The following is a 20033-nucleotide window of genomic DNA, read 5'->3' as shown; positions in this document are numbered from 1 at the left end:
ATGCCAACCGCAGCTTCGCGGTCGACGGTGTCGATGCGGTGCGGCTGGTGCACGACGATGGCAGCCAGACGCCCGTCGATCTGGCCGACTATCTGGGCCCGCGGCTCGGCTCGGGCGCGATCAAGACGGTGTTTGCGCTTGGCAACAGCCATGCGGTGGGGCTGGGCAACGACAGCATGATCGCGGCCTTCCCGATGGGCGCCGAACGCGAGGCAATGGCCCAGGTGCAGGCGCTGGGCATGCCGACGCTGCGCATCCATGGTGGCGACGGCGATACGGTGCTGGGCCATCCGGCCATCGTCTATGAGCGCTATCTGGCGGGCAGCGCCGAGCTGCTCGACGGCAACGGCAATCTGCTGCCGCAGTACGCGGCGCGGATGAACGCACGCACGCTGCGCGATCTCGATGCGATCGAACACGGCATCGAGAACGGCGCGGACGGCCGCGGCCTGCTGCTGCAGGACGTCGAGTTCGCCTTCTTCGCTGACGGCAGCGTCAAGATCGCCGACGTGATGTCCGTCGAGCCCGGCGGCGGGCTGGCCGCGCACGGGCAGGCCGTGGTGACGGTGCTGGCCAGGATGCGCGAGGCCGCGCAGGCCAACGTCGCCCGCGTCGCGACCGATCCGCAGGGCGCGGTGCGCTCGGCCACGTTCCGGCATGGCGGCGAGCCGGAGCCCGATGGGGCGGCATCGCCGGAGCCGAAGGAGTCGGCCGAGTCGGCCGAGTCGGCCGAGTCGGCGGGTGCCACCGATCCGCACAATGCCGCCAATGCGGCCAACGCGGCAAACGAGGCCAATGCGGCCAACGCGGCGCAGTCCGGCAAATCCGCCAAGCCGGTCCCCGAGCCCGAGGAGACGGCGGCCGCCGAGGCGGCTGCCCATTCCGCCGATCCTGCCGGCGCAGCCAAGCCGGCACAGCCCGCCAGGCCCGATCCCGACGCCGAGCAGCCGCCAACCGCCGAGACCGCCAGCCAGGCGGGCAAGCCGGCGCAGACTACCCCGCAGCCGACACCGTCTTCATCGGCGCCCACGCCGACGCCACGTCCATGGAAGCTGCGCGCCACCGTCGCGGCTTCGGTCGGCGGAGCCTTCGCCACCGGGGCCGCGGCCATGCCGTTCATGCCGACGCCCGGCACCGCCGCGGCGGTGGTGGTGGCCGGCTCCTGCTTCATCTACCGAGGCGGCGTCGCGGCCGGCCGCACGGCCTTCAGCAACCGCGTGATCCGCCACGTCGAGCGGCAGACCCAGGCCGACATCGTCTGGCTGCGCAAGGCCCTGACGGGCGACCGCGCGGCGATGTGGGGGATCAGCGAGAAAAAATCGCGAGGTTTTCGCGAAGCATCTCGACGTTCTCGAGCGCCATGTGAAGGCCGAAACCAACAAGCCCTCGACGGAAGAGGTCGCGGTCGCGGTCCAGGCGCTGAAGCAGGCCGGCACGGCGCTGCTGACGCCGGACACCATGGCCGGGCGCTTCAACGATGGCCTGCAGATCGGTACGCTGGCGATCAACAACGCCACCACGGTGACCTGGTTCATGCATCACGGCGTGGACCTGGGCAATGTCGCGACCTACAGCAACACGGCCTTCCTGGCGGCCAACGGCGTGCTGGCGACCTTCAATGTCGCCAACCGCATCGCCCACCACGCCAAGGTCAAGCTGCCCGCGCTGCCCGCCGCCCATACGCGCAAGTTCGTGATGAGCATGTATGCGGCCGGCGCGATCCCGCTGGCCGTCACGGACGTGATGACATACGGCGGCGTGGCCGGCGGCATCGGCGCGGCCAGCCTGGCGACCTTCGGCGTCGGCGCCTTCCTGCAGTCGCGCGTCGAGCGCGGCGTCGCCAACCGGGAGTTCAACAAGCTGGCGGCCGACAAGGGCGGCAATATCCAGCTCAAGCCGGACCAGTCGCTGCTGCCGCGCAAATGGGAGTTCTTCGGCCGCGCGATGCCGTATGGACTGGTGCTGCTGGGCGGCGGCGTGATCGTCAACTTCGGCATGAAGATACTGCTGGAGACGCTGGGCAGCGACGAGGAAGACCACCCGCGTACGCCGACGCCGACGCCGTCGTCGTCGACGCCATCGGTCCCGTCGACCCAGGAGCCGTCGCCGACGCAGCCAGCTCCGCAGGAACCGCCGCGCTCGGAAACGCCGTCGCAGGAACCCAAGCCGCCGACCACCGAACCGCCTCCGCAGAAACCGGAACCCCAGCCTCCGCAACACCCGCGGCCGCGCAACGGACGCGTAGTCGTGCAGCCTTACCATGCCGGCGTCGAGAGCGGGACGCTGTGGGGCATCGCGGCGACCAACCTCGATACGCTGCTGTCCGACGGGCAGAAGCAGGAGGCCGAGGCCGAGGCAATGACCACGGACGAGCAGGTCGCCGCCTACGCGCTGCGCGAGCTGATCAACCTGAATCCGCAGTACAACCTCGCGCAGAATCCGGACCACATCGAGCCCGGATGGGAGCTGGACGTGACGCGGTAGGGAAAGCGGGGGAAGGGCCCGGGCCGTAGCCGGGCTCAGATCGTGGCTCGGCTCAGCCCATCGCCGGGCCAGGGCGACCGCCTCGCTCACGCGGCGGGCGGGAACCCGTGTTCGGCGAACGCGACCGCCGACCGCGAGAGGCGGAACGATGCGCGATGGTTGGGGGCCGCTCCAGGGTGTCAGGCCACGGCCCGGGCGAGCTCGGCCGCCGAGCTCAGCACGCAGCTGACGCGATGGCCGTCGCCCAGCGAGACGGGCTGCGGCACGCGTTCCAGGCATTCGGCCCGCGCATGGGCGCACCGGGGCGCGAAGCTGCAACCGGCGGGCAGCGCGGCCAGATCCGGCGGCGATCCCGCAATGGCGGTCAGCCGCTCGCCGCGTGCCATGCCGTGCTGGCGGCCTTGCAGCAGCGCGACGGTGTACGGATGGCGCGCATCGCGCAGCAGCGTCCGGATCGGACCTTCCTCGACGATGCGGCCGCCGTACATCACGGCGACACGGTCGGCGATCTCGACGGCCGCGCCGATATCGTGGGTCACGAACACGATCGACAGCCCGAGCGCGCGCTGCAGCTCGCGCAGCAGGATCAGCACCTGGATCTGGACGGTGGCATCGAGCGCGGTGGTGGGCTCGTCGGCCAACAGGATCTTCGGCCTGGCGGACAAGGCCAGCGCGATCATCGCGCGTTGGCGCATCCCCCCCCGACAGCTCGTGCGGATAGGCCGCCAGGCGCCGCTCGGGGCTCGGGATGCGGACGGCCTCGAGCGCCTGCAGGGCCTGCTGGCGCGCTTGCGCGGCCGAGACGCGGGCATGCGCGCGGATACATTCGACGATCTGCTGGCCGATGGTGTAGACCGGGTCCAGCGCGAGCAAGGGTTCCTGGAACACCATGGCGACCGTGCCGCCGCGGATCCTGGCCAGGCCCCTGGCATCGAGCCGCATCAGGTCGGTGCCATCGATGCGGATGTCGCCGGTCATCGTGGTGCGGCGGGGCGAATGCAGCCGCATCAGCGCGCGCAACGTCACGCTCTTGCCCGAGCCGGACTCGCCGATCAGCGCGACGGCCTCGCCCGGGGCCACCTGCAGCGAGACGCCGTTGACGGCGCGAATGGTCTTGCCGCCGGCGTCGAAGGCGACATGCAGGTCGCGCACGGCGATCATCGGCGTGGCGGAGGAAGGCGCGGCGGTGGAAGGGGTCGCGGACGAAGGCGCGGTGCAGGAAGGCGCGGCGTCCGGCGTCGATGTGGATACGGTGGATTGCATGCCGGCCTCCGTCAGCAGGGCGCGGCGGCGATGACCGCCGGCTGCCGTACCAGCGGCCGCGAATGGCCGCCGTCCGGGTCGGCCATCAGGCAGGCCACCGGATGACCGACCATCGCGTCGGACAGGACGGGCGCGCGCTGTCCGCACACGGCCTCGGCCAGGCTGCAGCGCGGATGGAAACTGCACCCCGACGGCGGGTCGATCGGATTGGGCGGATCGCCGGCGAGCGGCGGCGCCAGCGTGCGCCGGTCCGGGTCCATCGACGGCATCGATGCCAGCAGGGCGCGCGTGTAGGGATGGGCCGGATCGGCGTAGATGGCCTCGGTATCGCCGATCTCGGCGACCTTGCCCAGGTACATCACCATCACGCGATCGCACAGATAGCGGATCACGTTGAGGTCGTGGCTGATGAAGACATAGGTCAGGTCGAACTCCGCCTTCAGGTCCAGCAGCAGGTTCAGCACTTGGGCCTCGACCGACTTGTCGAGCGCCGAGACCGCTTCGTCGAGGATCACGAGCCGGGGCCGCAGCACCAGCGCACGTGCGATATTGACGCGCTGGCGCTGTCCGCCGGACAGCTCGTGCGGATAGCGGCCGCCGAAGCGCAGCGGCTCGAGGCCCACGCGGGCGAGAAGCTGGCGCGCCCGCTCGGTCGCCTCGCGCGCCGGAACGCCATGCACCCGCGCGGTGAAGGCGATCGACTCCTCCACGGTCACGCGCGGGTTCAGCGACGAATAGCTGTCCTGGAACACCATCTGCACCTGGCTGCGGTAGCGCTTGAGCGGCAGCTGGGCGGAACCGACGCCCAGCGCGTCGAAGATCAGCTCGCCGCTGTCCTGCTCGATCAGCTGCATCAGCAGCCGCGCCGTGGTCGACTTGCCGCAGCCGGATTCGCCCACCACGCCGAGCGTCTCGCCCTTGAGCACGTCGAAGCTGACGCCGTCGACCGCGCGTACCGCGCCGGCGCGGCGCCCGGGAATCCTGCCCTTCAGCGGGAAATGCTTGACCAGGTCGCGCGCGATCACCAGCGGCTGCGCAGGGCCGCCGAGGTCGGCGTTCGGCGCGGAGAATGTCATCGACATTGACATCGACATCGGCATTGGTTCAGTCCTTGATTTCCATCGCCGAGCGGATGCCGTCGGCGAGCAGGTTGAACGAGATCGAGGTCACGAAGATCATCGCCCCGGGCAGCGCGGCTACCCACGGCTGGGTATAGATGGCGGTGCGCAGCGTGTTCAGCATCAGGCCCCATTCGGGCTCGGGAGGCTTGACGCCAAGGCCCAGGAACGACAGGCCGGACGCCAGGATCATCGACACCGAGATCAGGCCGGTCGCGTAGACGAAGATCGGTCCCAGCACATTGTTCAGCACGTGCGCGCGCACGATGGTCAGCGCGGACGCCCCGGAGGCGCGCGCGGCGTCGACGAACTCGCGATGGCGTACCTGCGTGGTGACGCTCTCGGCCACGCGCGCAATCTGGGGGACGAAGACGATGGTCAGCGACAGCAGCGCATTGCCCACGCCGGCGCCGAGGGTGCCGGACAGCGCGATGGCGAGCAGCACCGACGGAAAGGCGTAGAAGATGTCGACCACCCGCATGATCCCGGTATTGGTCCAGCCGCCGGCATAGCCCGCCACGATGCCCAGCGCGCTGCCCAGCACGAAGGCGATCAGCACCGGCGTGATGCCCATGAACAGCGACAGCCGCGCGCCGAGGATCAGGCGCGACAGCATGTCGCGACCGAGCTCGTCGGTGCCCAGCGGGTAGCCCTCGGTGCCGATCGGCTTGAGCCGCTTCAGGATCGACGACGCGTAGGGATCGGCCGGCATCAGCCACGGCGCGAGGATCGCGACGAGGATCAGCGCGAGCAGGACCAGGGCCGCACCCATCGCCAGCTTGTTGCGCAGCAGCCGGCGGCCTACCGTGGTCCAGTAGCCGGGGGGAGCGCTCCACCGCGGCGGGCGCGGCGGCATTGTCCAGCGTCATTTCCATGGCGTTCTCCGGATGGCTAGTTGCGCTGGATGCGCGGATCGAACAGCGTCTGCAGCGCGTCGACCGCCAGGTTCAGCAGCACGAAGAACACGGCCAGCACGAGGATCGTGCCTTGCAGCAGCGGAAAGTCGCGCTGGAAGATCGCCGAGTTCAGCAGGAAGCCGGTGCCGGGCCAGGCGAACACGGTCTCGATCAGGATCGAGCCGCCGAGCAGATAGCCAAGCTGCAGGCCCATCACCGACAGCGCGGTGGGGGCGACGTTCTTGACCACGTGACGGAACACCGCCAGGTCGGACAGGCCCCGTGCCTTCAGGCCGACGATGAACTCGTTCGACAGGATCTCCGCCACCAGCGCGCGGATGGTCCGCGCGACGATGCCCATCGGAATCACCGACATCGTGATCGCCGGCAGCAGCATGTACTGGACGTGTTCCCAGTTCCAGCTCCAGTCGCCCGAGCCGCCCGGTCCGGCGCCGGTCGCCGGCAGCCAGCCCAGCATCACCGAGAACACGATGGCCAGCACCATGCCCAGCCAGTAATGCGGCACGCTGACGCCGAATACCGACAGGAACGAGGCCGCGCGGTCGATCGCCGAATCGCGCAGGTAGCCGGCAACGAAGCCGAACAGGCAGCCGAAGGTGAAGCCGATCAGCGTGGCCACCGCCGCGAGCCGGACCGAATTGACGACCGCGGTGGCGACCTCCTGCATCACCGGGCGGCTGGTAGCGATCGACGTGCCCAGGTCGCCGTGCAGCGCGCGCGTCAGCCAGTGCACGAATTGCTCGATGAAGGGCTTGTCGAAGCCGTACAGCGCGGCCAGCTGCCGGCGCATCTCCTCGGAGGCATCGGGAGGCAGTACCGACACCAGCGGATCGCCCGGCGCGATATGCACCAGCGAGAAGCACAGCAGCGCGACGCCCAGCAGGATGGGCAACGCATACAGCGCGCGGCGAAGCAGGTAGGACATGATGGCGGCCCGGGCCAGTCGGTCGCGTTCGGATCAGTCCATCGACATCGTGGCGATGTCGATGAACCAGCTTTGCGGCTGCACCACGCCCTTGACCTTCTTCGAGATCGCGCGCGGGCCGACGTCATGCGCGATCAGCACGAAGGGCGCCTCCTCGACGATGCGGGCATGGAGCTTGGCCAGCGCACTGTCGCGGCCCTTGTCGTCGAACGCGTTGCGAGCGGTCTCGATCAGCTTGTCGAACTCGGGGTTGCTGAAGTAGCCCCAGTTGTTGGACACGGGCGGCTGCGTCTTGCTGCTGACGAAGCGCACCATGGCGAAGAACGGGTCCATCGCCGCGAAGCTGACATTGATCGCATTGGCGCCGTGGGCGCTCGGATCCTTGGCGCCGATGCGCCAGTTGGTAAACAGCGTGTTCCATTCGACCACGTCGAAATCGACGTCGATGAAGCACTCCTTCAGGTTCTGCTGCACGTATTCGTTCATCGGCAGCGGCTGCATCTGACCGGAGCCCGAAGCGGACACCTGCACCTTGACCTTGACGGGCTTGGCCGCCGAGTAGCCCGCCTCCTGCATCAGCTTGCGTGCGCCGGCGGGGTCGTACTTGATGTCGAACTTGGGATTGCCCCACCACGGATTGCCGGCTTCGACGATGCCCTTGGCCTCGGCCATGTAGCCGCCCAGCAGCGTCTTCAGGCCGGAGCGGTTGACGCACAGGTTGGCCGCCTGGCGCACGCGCTTGTCCAGCCACGGCGAGCCCGGCGCGAACGACAGCTGCCACGGCCACATATGCGGCTGCGCGTTGGCGTAGACCTGGAAGCCACGGCTCTTGATCTGCGCGATGGCGTCCGGTGCGGGTGCCTCGATCCAGTCGACCTGGCCGGACAGCAGTGCCGCGGTGCGCGCGTTGGCCTCCGGCATCGGCATCATCACGACCTTGTCGATCTTCGGCACGCGCTTCGCGTCCCAGTACTGCGCGTTCCTGACGACTTCGAGGCGCTCGCGCGGCACGAAGCGGCTCATCTTGAAGGGGCCGGTGCCCGCCGCGTCGGCGGCGAAGGCCACCCACGCCTGCTTGGAGCGCTCGACCGGGTCGGTGACCGAGGCCGGCACCGCGGCGAACTTCTTCTCCCATTGCGTGGGGGACGCCATGAACAGGTTGGTCAGGTTGTACGGCAGAAAGGAGTCGGGCTCGGAGGTGGTCAGCTCCACCGTCAGATCGTCGATCTTGCGCGCCGAGCGCAGCGTCGGCATGCGCGATGCGGTCACGCCGACCTGGCTGGGGTCGAACTGCTTCGCGGTCTTGTCCAGTACCTTGCCGACGTTCCACACCACCGCATCGGCGTTGAATGGCGTGCCGTCATGGAACTTGACGTTGGTGCGCAGCTTGAAGACCCACTTCGTCTTGTCCTTCGCGTCCACCTTCCATTCGGTGGCCAGGCCGGGGATCAGCAGGCTCGGACCATCGCTCTTCGACAGATCCCATTGCGTCAGGCCGTCGTACATCGGAATGCCGCTGAAGCGGTTGCCCTCGAAGCCCTGGTCGGGCTGGCCCAGCGTGCGGGGAATGTCGGCCGCCGTCATGCCGATGCGCAATACCTTCTCGGCCATCGCGGACCCTGGCAGCGCGAGCAGCGACAGCGCAACCGCTGCGCCGATGGCGCTCAGCCGTTGTCGGGTGGCCGATGCCGGGGCGGCAGCGAACGAAGGGGCGGTCGACATCGATGCGAAAGCGCAGGCGAAGCAGTTCACTGGCATGGCTCCTGAGTGGGGAAGCGGCGGGAAGAGACGTCGGGACTGCCAAAGCAAGTGATATGCCATCGCCATTCGTGCACCGCTGCGGCGATGGCGCGGATCGTCCCGCTCGAAACGCGACGAGGCGGTCAGCGGGGATGATGGGCGGCACCCTCGGCGGGCACCATCGGCGGGAGTCGCAGCACCACGATCGGCGGGCCACGCACCAAGATGCGTCGATCAGGACCGTGCCCGCTCCCTGCAGCAAACGCTCAGTTGCCCCACAATGCCCGCCAGGCCCGCCTGGCCCGCCTGGCAAGCCCGGGACAGGGCCGATATCAACCCGAACACAGAAGAGGTTCTCGATGTCCGCTCTCTTTACGCCGCTGCAGATCGGCAACCTGCAGCTCGACAACCGCATCCTGATCGCGCCGATGTGCCAGTACTCGGCGGAGCAGGGCAATGCCACCGACTGGCACCTGATCCATCTCGGCCATCTGGCGCTGTCCGGTGCCGGCATGCTGATTCTCGAAGCGACCGCCGTCTCGCCGCAGGGGCGCATCACGCCCTACGACCTGGGCTTGTACTCGGATGACAACGAGGCCGCGCTGGCCCGCGTGCTGAAGGCCGTGCGCGCCTATTCGCCGATCAAGGTCGCGATGCAGATCGCGCATGCGGGCCGCAAGGCGTCGAGCCGCGCGCCGTGGGATGGCGGCTCGCAGATTCGTCCGGACGAGCCCGAGGGCTGGCTGACCCAGGCGCCGTCCGCGGTGCCCCATGGGCCGAACGAAGTCCCGCCGGTCGCGCTGGACCGCGCGGGCCTCGAGCGCGTCAAGCGCGATTTCGTCGAGACCGCGAAGCGCGCCGCGCGCCTGGGCATCGATGCGATCGAGATCCATGCCGCGCATGGCTATCTGCTGCATCAGTTCCTGTCGCCGATCGCGAACCATCGCGACGACGAGTACGGCGGCAGCCTCGAGAACCGGATGCGCTTCCCGCTTGAAGTGTTCGACGCGGTGCGTGCCGCCTTCCCGGCCGACCGTCCCGTGTGGGCGCGCATTTCGGCAACCGACTGGGTGCCGAACGGCTGGGATATCGAGGGCACGGTGGCGATCTCGAAGGAGCTCGCCCGGCGCGGCTGCGCGGCGATCCATGTGACGACGGGCGGCGTGTCGCCGCAGCAGGCCATCAAGCTGGGACCGGGCTATCAGGTCCCGTACGCGCAGCGGGTCAAGGCCGAGGTGGGACTGCCGACCATCGCGGTCGGGCTGATCACCGAGCCCGAGCAGGCCGAGAGCATCATCGCCAACGGCGAGGCGGATGCCGTGTCGCTGGCGAGGGCGATGCTGTACGACCCGCGCTGGCCTTGGCACGCCGCGGCGAAGCTCGGCGCGCAGGTCCAGGCGCCGAAGCAGTACTGGCGTTCGCAGCCGCGCGAGTTCAAGGACCTGTTCGCGGGTGCGGCTTTCGGCCAACGCTGAATGACACCGATGTCATTTTCGGCGCCTTTGGAGCGTCCCCCCTCGTCACGTCGCGTGACCGGCCCGCGGAGGAGGCCGCCGCACCCCTAGTCACCCCTTCGGATGTTTCGTATTGTGGACAGGCAGACAAGTTCGCTGCCTGCCACGGCAGCGATGCGAGCGCGGAATGCAGGCCCCGGAATGCACGCCCTGGAGTGCAAGCCCCGGAGTGCAAGCTCCGGAGTGCAAGCTCGTTGGCAAGCCGATTTCGCTCCATCCGTCCGAGGGATAGGGATGACCGATCCGAACCAACCCCGACCGCAGGGCATCCTGTCGGTCTTCGATGCCATCACGATCATGGTGGGCCTCGTCCTCGGGGTTGGGATCTTCCGCACGCCGTCGATCGTCGCCGGCAGCGTCGAGTCCGAGGCGATGTTCATCGTGGTCTGGATCGTCGGCGGCATCATCACCTTCATCGGCGCGCTGTGCTACGCCGAACTGTCGGCGGCGCATCCGAACGCCGGCGGCGAATACCACTTCCTGTCGCGTGCCTACGGGCGCTCCACCGCGATGATGTTCGGCTGGGCGCGGTGCACCGTCATCCAGACCGGCGCGATTGCGGCGGTCGCGTTCATGCTGGGCGACTACGTGGCGCAGCTGCTGCCGGCCGGTCTGTTCGGTCCACTTGATCCCTTCAGCCCGGCCATCTATGCCGCGTTGGCCGTGATCGTGCTGACCGGCGTCAATGTGATCGGCACCATCGAAGGCAAGAACCTGCAGGTGGTGGTGACCTTCCTCGAGATCGGCGCCATCGGCGCGATCATCCTGTTCGGGCTGTTCGGCTCGCCCGACGCCGCCGAACGTGCCGCGCCGTCGATGCCGCCGGAAAGCGCGGCGATCGGCATGGCGATGATCTTCGTGCTGCTGACCTATGGCGGCTGGAACGAGGCGGCCTATCTGACCGGCGAACTGAAGGACGCGCCGCGCAATATCGCCAAGGTGCTAGCTGGCGGCACGGTCCTGCTGGTGGTGCTGTACACGCTGACCAACCTGGCCTTGCTGTCGGTCCTGGGGCTGGGCGGCTTGCGCGAATCCAACGCGGTGGCCGCCGACATGATGCGCGTGGTGGCCGGCCCCATCGGCGAGCGCGTGGTCACCGCGGCCATCGTGGTCGCCGCGATCTCGACGCTGAACGCCACCATCTTCACCGGCTCGCGCGTGTTCTATGCGATGGCGCGCGACATGACCGTGATGCAGTGGGTCGGCATCTGGGACGGCCGCGGCAAGACGCCGGCCAATGGCCAGATCGCGCAGGGGATCATCGCGCTGGCGCTGATCGCGGTGGGGGGCGATCACGCGCGACGGCTTCAAGGCGATGGTCGACTACACCGCGCCGGTGTTCTGGGGCTTCCTGCTGCTGGTCGGCTTCTCGCTGTTCGTGCTGCGCTGGCGCCATCCCGGCCGCGCCTTGCCGTATCGCGTGCCGCTGTATCCGGTCACGCCGATCATCTTCTGCCTGACCTGCCTGTACATGCTGTATGCCAGCGTGACCTATACCGGCGCCGCGGCGCTGATCGGGGTCGCGATGCTCGCCGCGGGCGCGCCGATCCTGCTGTTCAAGCGCAAGCAGGTCGAAGCCGCGGAGAGACAGGACGCTTCACCGGACCCCATGTGACCCTCAGAACAGGAGAACGTCGATGACGATCTTGCACAAGTCCTTCGTCGCTGCCGCGCTTGTCGCCGCGGGGGCGATGGCATTCAGCGGACCCGGATGGGCGCAGACGGAGACGGCGTCCGAGGTGACCTCGGTCTACAAGCCGTCGGTCGGCCAATCCGGCAAGGACGTGGTGTGGGTGCCGACCTCGCAGGCGCTGGTCGACCGCATGCTCGACATGGCGGAGCTGACACCGAAGGACCATCTCGTCGATCTCGGCTCGGGCGATGGCCGTCTGGTGATCACCGCGGCCAAGCGTGGCGCCAGCGCGCGCGGCATCGAATTCAATCCCGACCTGGTGGCGCTGTCGCGCCGGACGGCGCAGGCCGAGGGCGTCGGCAATCGTGCGCGGTTCGACCAGGGCGATATCTTCAAGTCGGACTTCTCGAACGCCACCGTGGTGACGCTGTTCCTGCTGCCGGACCTCAATCTCCGGCTGCGCCCGACCTTGCTGAACATGAAGCCGGGCACGCGCGTCGTCTCCAATACCTTCACGATGGACGACTGGGAGCCCGACGAGACGGCGCAGGTCACGCAGGGTTGCGCGGGGCACTGCACCGCGTACAAATGGGTGATTCCGGCCAAGGTGCAAGGTACCTGGCGGATGGGCGACAAGCAGCTGGTGCTGACGCAGAAGTACCAGATGGTCGAAGGGACGCTGCGCGAGGAAGGCGCCAGCACGCCGATCAGCGAGGGCCGCATCGCGGGAACGAAGATCTCGTTCGTCGCGGGCAACCAGCGCTATACCGGCGAGATCAGCGGCAAGACCATGCAGGGCACGACCGAAGGGGGCGGGCGCTGGAACGCGACGATGACGCGTTGATGTCGATGGCGGCGCCCCCCTCCCCGGGGGAGTTTAGCTTCAGCGATTTGCCGGGTTGGCCTCCAGCCCGCGCAGCAGCGCATTGTGGAACTGCGCCGGCGATTCGACCTGCGGCGAGTGGCCCAGCTCCGGGAAGGCGACCAGCGTCGCGTTCGGGATCGTGCGGGCCGCGCTTCGTCCCAGCACCGGATAATTGCCGAGCTTCGCGGCGATGTCCGGCGCGGCGCGATTGGCGCCCGGCGCGGTGCGGTCCTTCTCGCCGATCATCAGCAGCGTCGGCACGCCGATCCGCGAGAACTCGTGGATGACCGGCTGCGTGAACAGCATCTCGGAGGTCTGCGCCTGGTTCCAGGCCACCTGTTCCTTGCCGGGGCCGGCGTACATGCCGGCCTGCATCGATACCCATCGATCGTATTCGGGGCGCCACTTGCCGTTGTAGTAGAAGCGCAGCTGATAGGCCTTGATCGAATCGAAGCTGGTCTTGAGTTCGCCCTGGTACAGCTGGTCGACGGTGGCATAGGGGACGCCCTCAGCCTGCCAGTCTTCCAGCCCGATCGGATTGACCAGCACCAGCTGCTCCACCGTCTTCGGATACTGCAGCGCGAAGCGTGCGGCCAGCATGCCGCCCATCGAATGGCCGATAACGGTGGCGCGCGTCACGCCGCGCGATTGCAGCAGGGCCTGCGTATTGGCGGCGAGCTGCGCGAAGCTGAACTGGTATCCGCGGGGCTTGGTGGACGCGCAGAAGCCGATCTGGTCCGGCGCGATCACGCGATAGCCGGCGTTGGCCAGCGTGTCGATCGTCGCTTCCCAGGTCGCGCCGCAGAAGTTCTTGCCGTGCAGCAGCACCGCGGTGCGGCCGTTGGGCTTGCCCTTCGGCGCGACGTCCATGAAGGCCATCGATAGGTCCTGCTGCTGCGACTGGAACGTGAAACGCTGGATCGGGTGGGGGTAGGCGAAGCCTTCGAGCTGCGGGCCGTAGGGGGTGACGGCAGGCGTCGGGCTGCTTGCCGCGGGTTCGGCAGCAGCGGCCGTTGTCGCGGCGGCGGCCAGGGCGAGCGACAGGGCAAGCGTGGACAGGGGTAACAGGCGCGTCGGAGTCGTTTTCATGCGGGGCTCCCAGGTGGGGCGAATGGCAGTGAGTAAAACGGACTCGATGTGACCGTGGAGTAACAGTAAAGTTCAGGCAACGAGGGGCTTGCGGGGGGATTGCCGGCGCCGTTGCCCTCTCCCCCCAGCCCCTATCCTGCAAGCGGGAGAGGGCAGCAGGGCGTCGCCATCGTGGCACCCGCGGGAGAGCGAGGCGGGTCGCGCTGGCGGCGTGCGGACTCCCTCTCCCGCTTGCGGGAGAGGGTTGGGGAGAGGGCACCCCAGCTTATCCGAACGCCAGCATCCTCCCCGCCAGCATCACCGTCGCCCACAGCCCCAGCGACAGCACTCCAGCCAGCCGCCCATGGCGGGAGGTTGGGTGCGGGTCCGGGGTCCGACGCCGGCGCCGGCGCGAGGCCAGATGCAGCGCCAGCGCGTTCAGGGCCGCGGCACCGATCAGCGCCAGCTTGGCGGCGAACCACGGGTTCGACAGATACTCCCCGCGCCGCCGGCGCAAACAGCAGCAGTCCCGACAGCGCCGCCAGCACGAAGCCGGCGAGCGACAGCGGCACCAGCGTCCGCTGCAACGCGGCATCATCGAGCCGCAGCAAGCCGCCGGCAAGCCGCAGATCGACCACCGCGATGGTGCCGAACAGCAGCCCGATACCGAGCAGATGCAGCCAGCTGACCAGCGGATAGGCCCACGTCGATCCACGCAGCGCGACGATGGGCTGCCATGTCTCGACCGCGGCGATCCAGGCGTTCCACGCTTCCATGCCGCTACTCACGGGCCATCCCGCTCAGCCGCGCGGCGCGCCGCTGCATCCGGCCGGCAGCGCGACCGATTGCTGGCGCACGCCGACGCCGTCCAGCACGATCAGGGCCGGCCGGGCGACATGGCGTTCGCCGCAGGACGGAAAGCCGATCGCCTCGAGCCGGTCGCCGGGACGCGGCTCGCGCGGCATGCCCCATCGTTCGAGCCGGTTGATCGGGGCCAGGTCGAGCGTCCAGCGTCCGTCCGCCGCCGGCGCACGTACCGCCGCCAGCGTGCGGGCAAAGCCCAGTTCGGCGAGTTCGGGCGGCACGGGCAAGGAGTTCCAGTTCGCGGGCAGGGCTTTGGCGTCGACCTCGATGGTTACCTGCGGATGCGGGTTGCGCCAGGTCACCGACACCACGCGGCCGGAGAAGTAGAGCGGCGCGGCGGTGTCGTAATACCCCCAGCCGTGATGCGCTGACGCGGACTTTGCCAGCGTCATTGCGAGGCTGCACAGCGCGATTGCCAACAGCGGCTTCATCGTTGCTTCCTTGGGCGAGTACATGGCCGCGAAGATAGCCCTCGCCAATCCATACATCAATCACCCAAAATGGCATCGTTCGATACGTCCGGGGGTATCAATGGAATTCCAGCAACTGAGGCTGTTCCTGGCGGTGGCCGACGCCTTGCATTTCGGCCGGGCGGCGCAGCAGGTCGGCATGGCGCAGCCGCATCTGAGCCGGGCGATCGCCAGGCTGGAGGAAGAAATCGGCGTGCGGCTGTTCGACCGTACCAGCCGCCGCGTCGCGCTGACGGCCGCCGGCGAGCGGCTGCGCGAGGAGGCGGTCGAGCTGCTGCAGGCCGAGCGGCGCGCGCAGGAAGCCGCGCGCGCGGCCAGACAGCAACGGCGTCGCAGGCTGCGTATTGCCTATGTCTCGGCGGCGCTCTATCGCGCCTTGCCCGGCGCGCTGCGCAGCTTGTCGGCCTCGTCCGAACCGGTCGAGTTCGCGCTGCAGGAGGCCACCACCAACGAGCAGCTGGCGCTGATCGCTGCCGGCGAGATCGACCTGGGCATCGGTCACCCGCCCTTCGACACGCACGCGCGCCTTGCCAGCGTGCTGCTGGCAAACGACCGCTTCGACGCCGTGCTGCCCGCCGACCACCGCCTTGCCGGCCGGACTGCGATCCGTGTCGAAGAGCTCGCCACCGAGCCGTTGGTGCTATTCCCCGAGGCGCAGGGGCCGGCGCTGTATGCCGCGATACGCGACCGCTGCCGTGTGGCGGGTCGTTCGATCCAGGTCGCGGCGACCGCGCCGCGGCTGCACGGCCAGCTGTCGCTGGTGGCGGCGGGACTCGGCATCGGGCTGGCGCCGACGCAGTCGCGCAGCCTGGCGGTGGCGGGCACGGTGCGCGTTCCGCTCAAGCCTTATCCGGCCGCGCTGGTGCTGCCGCTGGCGGCGCTCTACGACCCGCGCTCGCGCCATCCGGCCTTGCAGCTCGCGCTGGCGGCATTGCGGCGTGCGGTGGCGGCACGCACCGGCGGCGCAAGGCGGGGCGAGGGCGCTGCAATGACGCATTGACGACGCGTTGATGCCGCGTTCAAGGGGATTCCGGGCGGAGTGGCGGTGGGGCAGAACGCCGGAGGGCAAGAGCGGCAGAGCGGCAGAGCGGCAGAGGGCCGCATCGATCCGCCCCCCATATGCGAAGAACGGATAAGACCGAACGATTTGATTCGTTGACCGGCGATGGCGGGTCTCCTTAGCATCGATCCCAGTCGATGCCAGCGCGAACAAACCGCGTTTGCATCGTGCCTTGATCCATTTCGAATCTCCGCACCAGACATGACCGTATCCCTCCAGGCGGCAGTGCCCGCGCGTCCTCCCGTCGTGACGCCACGCGCCGGCGCCGGCTTCGAGATCCGACCCTTCGACGGGCCCCTGGGCGCCGAAGTCGTGGGGCTGGACCTGTCGCAGCCGCTGTCGGACGCGGACTTCGCCCGTATCCACCGTGCCCATCTGGACCACCACGTGCTGGTGTTTCGCGATCAGCGCATCACGCCCGACGAACAGATCGCATTCAGCCGGCGCTTCGGCCCGCTGCAGATCCACGTGCTGCACCAGTTCCAGCTGGCGGGCCATCCGGAGGTCCTGATCGTCTCCAACGTACTGAAGGACGGCAAGCCGATCGGCCTTGGCGATGCCGGCCATTTCTGGCATTCGGACCTGTCGTACAAGGAGAAGCCCAGCCTGGGCTCGCTGCTCCATGCGCAGGAGCTGCCGGCCGAGGGCGGCGACACGCTGTTCGCCAACCAGCATCTGGCCTGGGAGACGCTACCCGCGGAATTGAAGCGGGCGGTCGAGGGGCGCCAGGCCGAACACACCTATCTCGCACGCTATGCCGAGCTGCAGCAACGCAGCCCGTGGCGCCCGAACCTGAGCGCGGAGCAGATCGCGCAGGTCAAGCCGGTGCTGCAGCCCGTGGTTCGCACGCATCCGGAGACCGGCAGGCGCGCGCTGTTCGTCAGCGAGCATTTCACCACCCGCATCGTCGGACTGCCGGACGATGAAAGCCGCGCGCTGCTCGACGCGCTGTTCGCGCACAGCGTCAAGCCGGAATTCGTCTATCGCCACCGCTGGCAGCCGCACGATCTGGTGTTCTGGGACAACCGCTCGCTGCTGCATCTGGCGGCCGGCTGTCCGGCCGATCAGCGCCGCGTGATGTACCGCACCACGATCGAGGGCGACATCCCGTTCTGACGGCAGGAACAGCGCCGGCGCTGATCCGAAGGAACACGCACGGGCTGGATTGGCCAGCCAGTCGGACCGTCTCCCGGCGGTCCGCGTATCCCTTCGCACAAGACAACCAGAATTTTCTCCGGAGCCCCACCATGGCAGCACCGTATCCCCGTTCGTCCCTGCTCAGCAAACTCGGCCGCCGCCTGATCGCGCTTGCCGTTGGCGCCAGCGTTGGCGCCGGCGCACTGGCGTTCGCCACCCCGGCCCATGCCGAAGGGCAGATCCGCATCGCCGAGCAGTTCGGCGTGGTCTACCTGCTGCTCAACGTCGCCCGCGAACAGCAGTTGATCGAGAAGCAGGGGCAGAAGCAGGGCATTGACATCAAGGTCGAATGGACCCGGCTGTCGGGAGGGGCGGCGGTCAACGACGCGCTGCTGTCGGGCGCGATCGACGTGGGCGGCGCGGGCGTCGGTCCGCTGCTGACGCTGTGGGACCGCACCCGCGGCAAGCAGAACGTCAAGGGCATCGCCTCGCTCGGCAGCTTCCCGTACTACCTGATCAGCAACAACCCGAAGGTCAGGACGCTGGCCGATTTCACCGACAAGGATCGCATCGCATTGCCGGCGGTCACGGTGTCGGTACAGGCGCGCGTGCTGCAACTGGCCGCGGCAAAGCAGTGGGGCGACAAGGCCTTCAACCAGCTCGACAAGTGGACCGTGGCGATGCCGCATCCCGAGGCGGCGTCGGCCATCATCAACGGCGGCACCGAGGTCACCGCGCATTTCGCCAATCCGCCGTTCCAGGAACAGGAACTGGCCGGCAATCCGAACGCGCATATCGTGCTCAATTCGTACGACGTGCTCGGCGGTCCCAGTTCGTCGACAGTGCTGTACGCGACCGAGAAATTCCGCAACGACAACCCGAAGACCTACCGCGCCTTCGTCGACGCACTGGCCGAAGCGGCGCGATTTGCCACCGCCAATCCCGAGGCCGCCGCCGACCTCTATATCCGCGCGAACAAGGCGAAGATCGACCGCACGCTGCTGGTCGGCATCCTGAAGAACCCGCAGGTGCAATTCCGCATCGCGCCGCAGAACACCTTCGTGCTGGCGGAATTCATGCATCGCGTCGGCGCGATCCGCCATCAGCCGAAGTCCTGGCAGGACTATTTCTTCGCCGATCCGGCCACCGCGCAAGGGAGCTGATCATGAGCGCTACCGTCTCGCAACCGTTGCGCGTGGTCGGCGCCGCCGGCCAGCGCGGCCCCCCTGCTGCAGATCGAGGACGTCTCGCTCGAATATCGGACGCCGGAGCGCGTGGTGCGCGCCACGCACCGCGTCAGCTTCGATGTGCACGCCGGCGACCGCTTCGTGCTGCTGGGCCCCTCGGGCTGCGGCAAGTCGACGCTGCTGAAGGCGGTGGCCGGTTTCGTGCCGCCGATCGAGGGCGAGATCCGGCTCGACGGCGAACGCGTGCGCGCGCCGGGGCCGGATCGCATCGTCGTGTTCCAGGAGTTCGACCAGCTGCCGCCGTGGAAGACGGTCAAGCAGAACGTAATGTTCCCGCTGATGCAGGCGCGCGGCCTGCGCCGTGCCGAAGCGGCCGACGTGGCGCTGCACTACCTGGACAAGGTGGGCCTGGCCAACTTCGCGGACGCCTATCCGCATACGCTGTCCGGCGGCATGAAACAGCGCGTGGCGATCGCCCGGGCGCTGGCGCTGCGGCCCAAGGTGCTGCTGATGGACGAACCGTTCGCGGCGCTCGATGCGTTGACCCGCCGCCGCATGCAGGGAGGAACTGCTGGCGCTGTGGCAGGACGCGGCCTTCACGCTGCTGTTCGTCACGCATTCGATCGAGGAGGCGCTGGTGGTCGGCAACCGCATCGTGCTGCTGTCGCCGCATCCGGGGCGCGTGCGCGCCGAGCTGAACAGCCACCAGTTCGGTCTGCACAGCCAGGGCAGCGCGGCCTTCCAGCAGACCGCGCAGCGCATCCATCGGCTGCTGTTCGATACGCCGGCGGCGGATGCCGCCGCCGGCACCGACATTGCGGACGCCGCGGATGCCGCCGACATCCCGCCGCGTACCGCGCACGCACGCTGAAGGGGCCGACCATGACGACCATCGCCACCACGACATCCCCATCGCTGCCGCCGCTGCGGCCCGAGTACGAGCGCGAACTCGAACCCTGCACCGCCACCGCGGTCGCCCGGGCGCTGCCGCTGCGCGAGCGTCTGTGGCAGAACAGCGGATTGCGTCGCGCCGTGATCCTTCTGGTCCTGGCGGCGCTGTGGGAGACCGTTGCCCGGCTGCAGAACAACGATCTGCTGCTGCCATCGTTCCTTGCCACCGCACAGGCCTTCATCGAGGGGCTGACGACCGGCGAGCTGCTGAGCAAGGCCGCTATCTCGCTGACGATCCTGCTGCAAGGCTATGCAGCCGGCATCGCGCTCGCCTTCGCGCTAACCACGCTGGCGGTCTCCACGACGATCGGGCGCGACGTGCTCGATACGCTGACCGCGATGTTCAACCCCTTGCCGGCGATCGCCTTGCTCCCGCTTGCGCTGCTGTGGTTCGGCCTGGGCAGCGGCAGCCTGATCTTCGTGCTGATCCACTCGGTGCTGTGGCCGTTGGCGCTGAACACCTATGCGGGCTTTCGTGGCGTGCCGGAGACCTTGCGCATGACGGGGCGCAACTATGGTTTGCGCGGGCTGCGCTATGTGCTGCTGATCCTGGTGCCGGCCGCGCTGCCGGCCATCGTGTCCGGCCTGAAGATCGGCTGGGCCTTCGCCTGGCGCACGCTGATCGCGGCCGAGCTCGTGTTCGGCGCGTCGTCGGGCAAGGGCGGCCTGGGCTGGTACATCTTCCAGAACCGCAACGAGCTCTATACCGACCGCGTGTTCGCCGGTCTGGCGATGGTGATCCTGATCGGCCTGCTGGTCGAAGGGCTGGTGTTCCGCACGCTGGAGGCGGCCACGGTGCGGCGCTGGGGCATGCAGCGCTAGGCATGCAGCGCCAGG

15 protein-coding genes and 2 pseudogenes are annotated in these 20033 nt (G+C 68.5%); 9 read left to right on the top strand and 8 right to left on the bottom strand.

The window, feature by feature from the left end; genetic code table 11:
- The first annotated feature begins 1458 nt into the window (after positions 1-1458).
- Complete coding sequence (locus tag OJJOAM_RS23650) at positions 1459-2484, top strand: LWXIA domain-containing protein (protein WP_422651044.1); 1026 nt, start codon at positions 1459-1461, stop codon at positions 2482-2484.
- 179 nt (positions 2485-2663) lie between these two features.
- Here the strand turns inward: OJJOAM_RS23650 and OJJOAM_RS23645 are convergent.
- The 5 genes and pseudogenes from OJJOAM_RS23645 to OJJOAM_RS23625 form a co-directional block, all read right to left on the bottom strand.
- A pseudogene (locus OJJOAM_RS23645) lies at positions 2664-3645 on the bottom strand (ABC transporter ATP-binding protein).
- Between the two features lie 113 nt (positions 3646-3758).
- Positions 3759-4823 (bottom strand): ABC transporter ATP-binding protein, encoded by a 1065-nt coding sequence (locus OJJOAM_RS23640; protein ID WP_422650064.1) that lies wholly within the window; start codon positions 4821-4823, stop codon positions 3759-3761.
- A 28-nt stretch (positions 4824-4851) separates the two neighbouring features.
- The gene (locus OJJOAM_RS23635; protein ID WP_422650063.1) at positions 4852-5721 is read right to left on the bottom strand and encodes an ABC transporter permease; all 870 of its coding nucleotides are present in this window, start codon (positions 5719-5721) and stop codon (positions 4852-4854) included.
- Between the two features lie 35 nt (positions 5722-5756).
- Positions 5757-6707, bottom strand: a complete 951-nt coding sequence (locus OJJOAM_RS23630) for an ABC transporter permease (protein ID WP_422650062.1) — start codon at positions 6705-6707, stop codon at positions 5757-5759.
- 33 nt (positions 6708-6740) lie between these two features.
- Positions 6741-8318 carry an ABC transporter substrate-binding protein gene (locus OJJOAM_RS23625; protein WP_422651043.1) on the bottom strand — a complete coding sequence of 526 codons (1578 nt, stop codon included), beginning with the start codon at positions 8316-8318 and terminating at the stop codon, positions 6741-6743.
- 488 nt (positions 8319-8806) lie between these two features.
- Here OJJOAM_RS23625 and OJJOAM_RS23620 point away from each other — a divergent pair, with 488 nt between their 5' ends.
- The 3 genes from OJJOAM_RS23620 to OJJOAM_RS23610 all read left to right on the top strand — a co-directional run bounded on the left by OJJOAM_RS23620 (position 8807) and on the right by OJJOAM_RS23610 (position 12438).
- The gene (locus OJJOAM_RS23620) at positions 8807-9922 is read left to right on the top strand and encodes an NADH:flavin oxidoreductase/NADH oxidase (protein ID WP_422650061.1); all 1116 of its coding nucleotides are present in this window, start codon (positions 8807-8809) and stop codon (positions 9920-9922) included.
- 273 nt (positions 9923-10195) lie between these two features.
- Entirely contained in the window at positions 10196-11602 is a 1407-nt protein-coding gene (locus OJJOAM_RS23615; protein WP_422650060.1) for an APC family permease, read from the top strand.
- Positions 11599-12438 (top strand): SAM-dependent methyltransferase, encoded by an 840-nt coding sequence (locus OJJOAM_RS23610; protein ID WP_422650059.1) that lies wholly within the window; start codon positions 11599-11601, stop codon positions 12436-12438. Before OJJOAM_RS23615 ends, OJJOAM_RS23610 begins: the two co-directional genes overlap by 4 nt.
- Positions 12439-12477: 39 nt before the next feature.
- Here the strand turns inward: OJJOAM_RS23610 and OJJOAM_RS23605 are convergent, their stop codons facing one another.
- The 3 genes from OJJOAM_RS23605 to OJJOAM_RS23595 form a co-directional block, all read right to left on the bottom strand.
- A complete protein-coding gene (locus OJJOAM_RS23605; protein WP_422650058.1) occupies positions 12478-13548 on the bottom strand; it encodes an alpha/beta fold hydrolase in 1071 nt (356 codons plus the stop codon).
- Between the two features lie 131 nt (positions 13549-13679).
- Positions 13680-14303: a hypothetical protein gene (locus OJJOAM_RS23600; protein ID WP_422650057.1), complete on the bottom strand. Its 624-nt coding sequence runs from the start codon at positions 14301-14303 to the stop codon at positions 13680-13682.
- 24 nt (positions 14304-14327) lie between these two features.
- On the bottom strand, positions 14328-14822 hold the full coding sequence (locus OJJOAM_RS23595; RefSeq protein ID WP_422650056.1) for a DUF6152 family protein: 495 nt from the start codon (positions 14820-14822) through the stop codon (positions 14328-14330).
- Positions 14823-14922: 100 nt separating this feature from the next.
- Between OJJOAM_RS23595 and OJJOAM_RS23590 the strand changes: the two genes are divergently transcribed.
- The 5 genes and pseudogenes from OJJOAM_RS23590 to OJJOAM_RS23570 all read left to right on the top strand — a co-directional run bounded on the left by OJJOAM_RS23590 (position 14923) and on the right by OJJOAM_RS23570 (position 20018).
- The gene (locus OJJOAM_RS23590; RefSeq protein WP_422650055.1) at positions 14923-15861 is read left to right on the top strand and encodes a LysR substrate-binding domain-containing protein; all 939 of its coding nucleotides are present in this window, start codon (positions 14923-14925) and stop codon (positions 15859-15861) included.
- A gap of 261 nt (positions 15862-16122) precedes the next feature.
- The gene (locus tag OJJOAM_RS23585) at positions 16123-17037 is read left to right on the top strand and encodes a TauD/TfdA dioxygenase family protein (protein WP_422650054.1); all 915 of its coding nucleotides are present in this window, start codon (positions 16123-16125) and stop codon (positions 17035-17037) included.
- Between the two features lie 131 nt (positions 17038-17168).
- The gene (locus OJJOAM_RS23580) at positions 17169-18221 is read left to right on the top strand and encodes an ABC transporter substrate-binding protein (protein ID WP_422650053.1); all 1053 of its coding nucleotides are present in this window, start codon (positions 17169-17171) and stop codon (positions 18219-18221) included.
- Positions 18222-18284: 63 nt separating this feature from the next.
- Positions 18285-19116 (top strand): annotated as a pseudogene (locus tag OJJOAM_RS23575) (ABC transporter ATP-binding protein).
- Positions 19117-19127: 11 nt separating this feature from the next.
- Complete coding sequence (locus OJJOAM_RS23570) at positions 19128-20018, top strand: ABC transporter permease (protein ID WP_422650052.1); 891 nt, start codon at positions 19128-19130, stop codon at positions 20016-20018.
- Positions 20019-20033 lie beyond the last annotated feature (15 nt).

The sequence above is a fragment of the Cupriavidus sp. H18C1 genome (assembly GCF_049311595.1).
Taxonomy (GTDB): domain Bacteria; phylum Pseudomonadota; class Gammaproteobacteria; order Burkholderiales; family Burkholderiaceae; genus Cupriavidus; species Cupriavidus cauae.
The sequence above is the reverse complement of the archived record's forward strand: the minus strand, read 5'-3'. Positions and strand labels throughout refer to the sequence as shown.

Excerpts from the sequence above, each read along its gene's own strand:
- OJJOAM_RS23650 (WP_422651044.1), top strand. The coding sequence starts at position 1,459 with ATGGCCGGGCGCTTCAACGATGGCCTGCAGATCGGTACGCTGGCGATC.
- OJJOAM_RS23635 (WP_422650063.1), bottom strand. The coding sequence starts at position 5,721 with ATGCCGCCGCGCCCGCCGCGGTGGAGCGCTCCCCCCGGCTACTGGACC.
- OJJOAM_RS23570 (WP_422650052.1), top strand. The coding sequence starts at position 19,128 with ATGACGACCATCGCCACCACGACATCCCCATCGCTGCCGCCGCTGCGG.
- OJJOAM_RS23610 (WP_422650059.1), top strand. The coding sequence starts at position 11,599 with ATGACGATCTTGCACAAGTCCTTCGTCGCTGCCGCGCTTGTCGCCGCG.
- OJJOAM_RS23605 (WP_422650058.1), bottom strand. The coding sequence starts at position 13,548 with ATGAAAACGACTCCGACGCGCCTGTTACCCCTGTCCACGCTTGCCCTG.
- OJJOAM_RS23615 (WP_422650060.1), top strand. The coding sequence starts at position 10,196 with ATGACCGATCCGAACCAACCCCGACCGCAGGGCATCCTGTCGGTCTTC.
- OJJOAM_RS23625 (WP_422651043.1), bottom strand. The coding sequence starts at position 8,318 with ATGGCCGAGAAGGTATTGCGCATCGGCATGACGGCGGCCGACATTCCC.
- OJJOAM_RS23630 (WP_422650062.1), bottom strand. The coding sequence starts at position 6,707 with ATGTCCTACCTGCTTCGCCGCGCGCTGTATGCGTTGCCCATCCTGCTG.
- OJJOAM_RS23580 (WP_422650053.1), top strand. The coding sequence starts at position 17,169 with ATGGCAGCACCGTATCCCCGTTCGTCCCTGCTCAGCAAACTCGGCCGC.
- OJJOAM_RS23585 (WP_422650054.1), top strand. The coding sequence starts at position 16,123 with ATGACCGTATCCCTCCAGGCGGCAGTGCCCGCGCGTCCTCCCGTCGTG.
- OJJOAM_RS23600 (WP_422650057.1), bottom strand. The coding sequence starts at position 14,303 with ATGGAAGCGTGGAACGCCTGGATCGCCGCGGTCGAGACATGGCAGCCC.
- OJJOAM_RS23620 (WP_422650061.1), top strand. The coding sequence starts at position 8,807 with ATGTCCGCTCTCTTTACGCCGCTGCAGATCGGCAACCTGCAGCTCGAC.
- OJJOAM_RS23590 (WP_422650055.1), top strand. The coding sequence starts at position 14,923 with ATGGAATTCCAGCAACTGAGGCTGTTCCTGGCGGTGGCCGACGCCTTG.
- OJJOAM_RS23640 (WP_422650064.1), bottom strand. The coding sequence starts at position 4,823 with ATGACATTCTCCGCGCCGAACGCCGACCTCGGCGGCCCTGCGCAGCCG.
- OJJOAM_RS23595 (WP_422650056.1), bottom strand. The coding sequence starts at position 14,822 with ATGAAGCCGCTGTTGGCAATCGCGCTGTGCAGCCTCGCAATGACGCTG.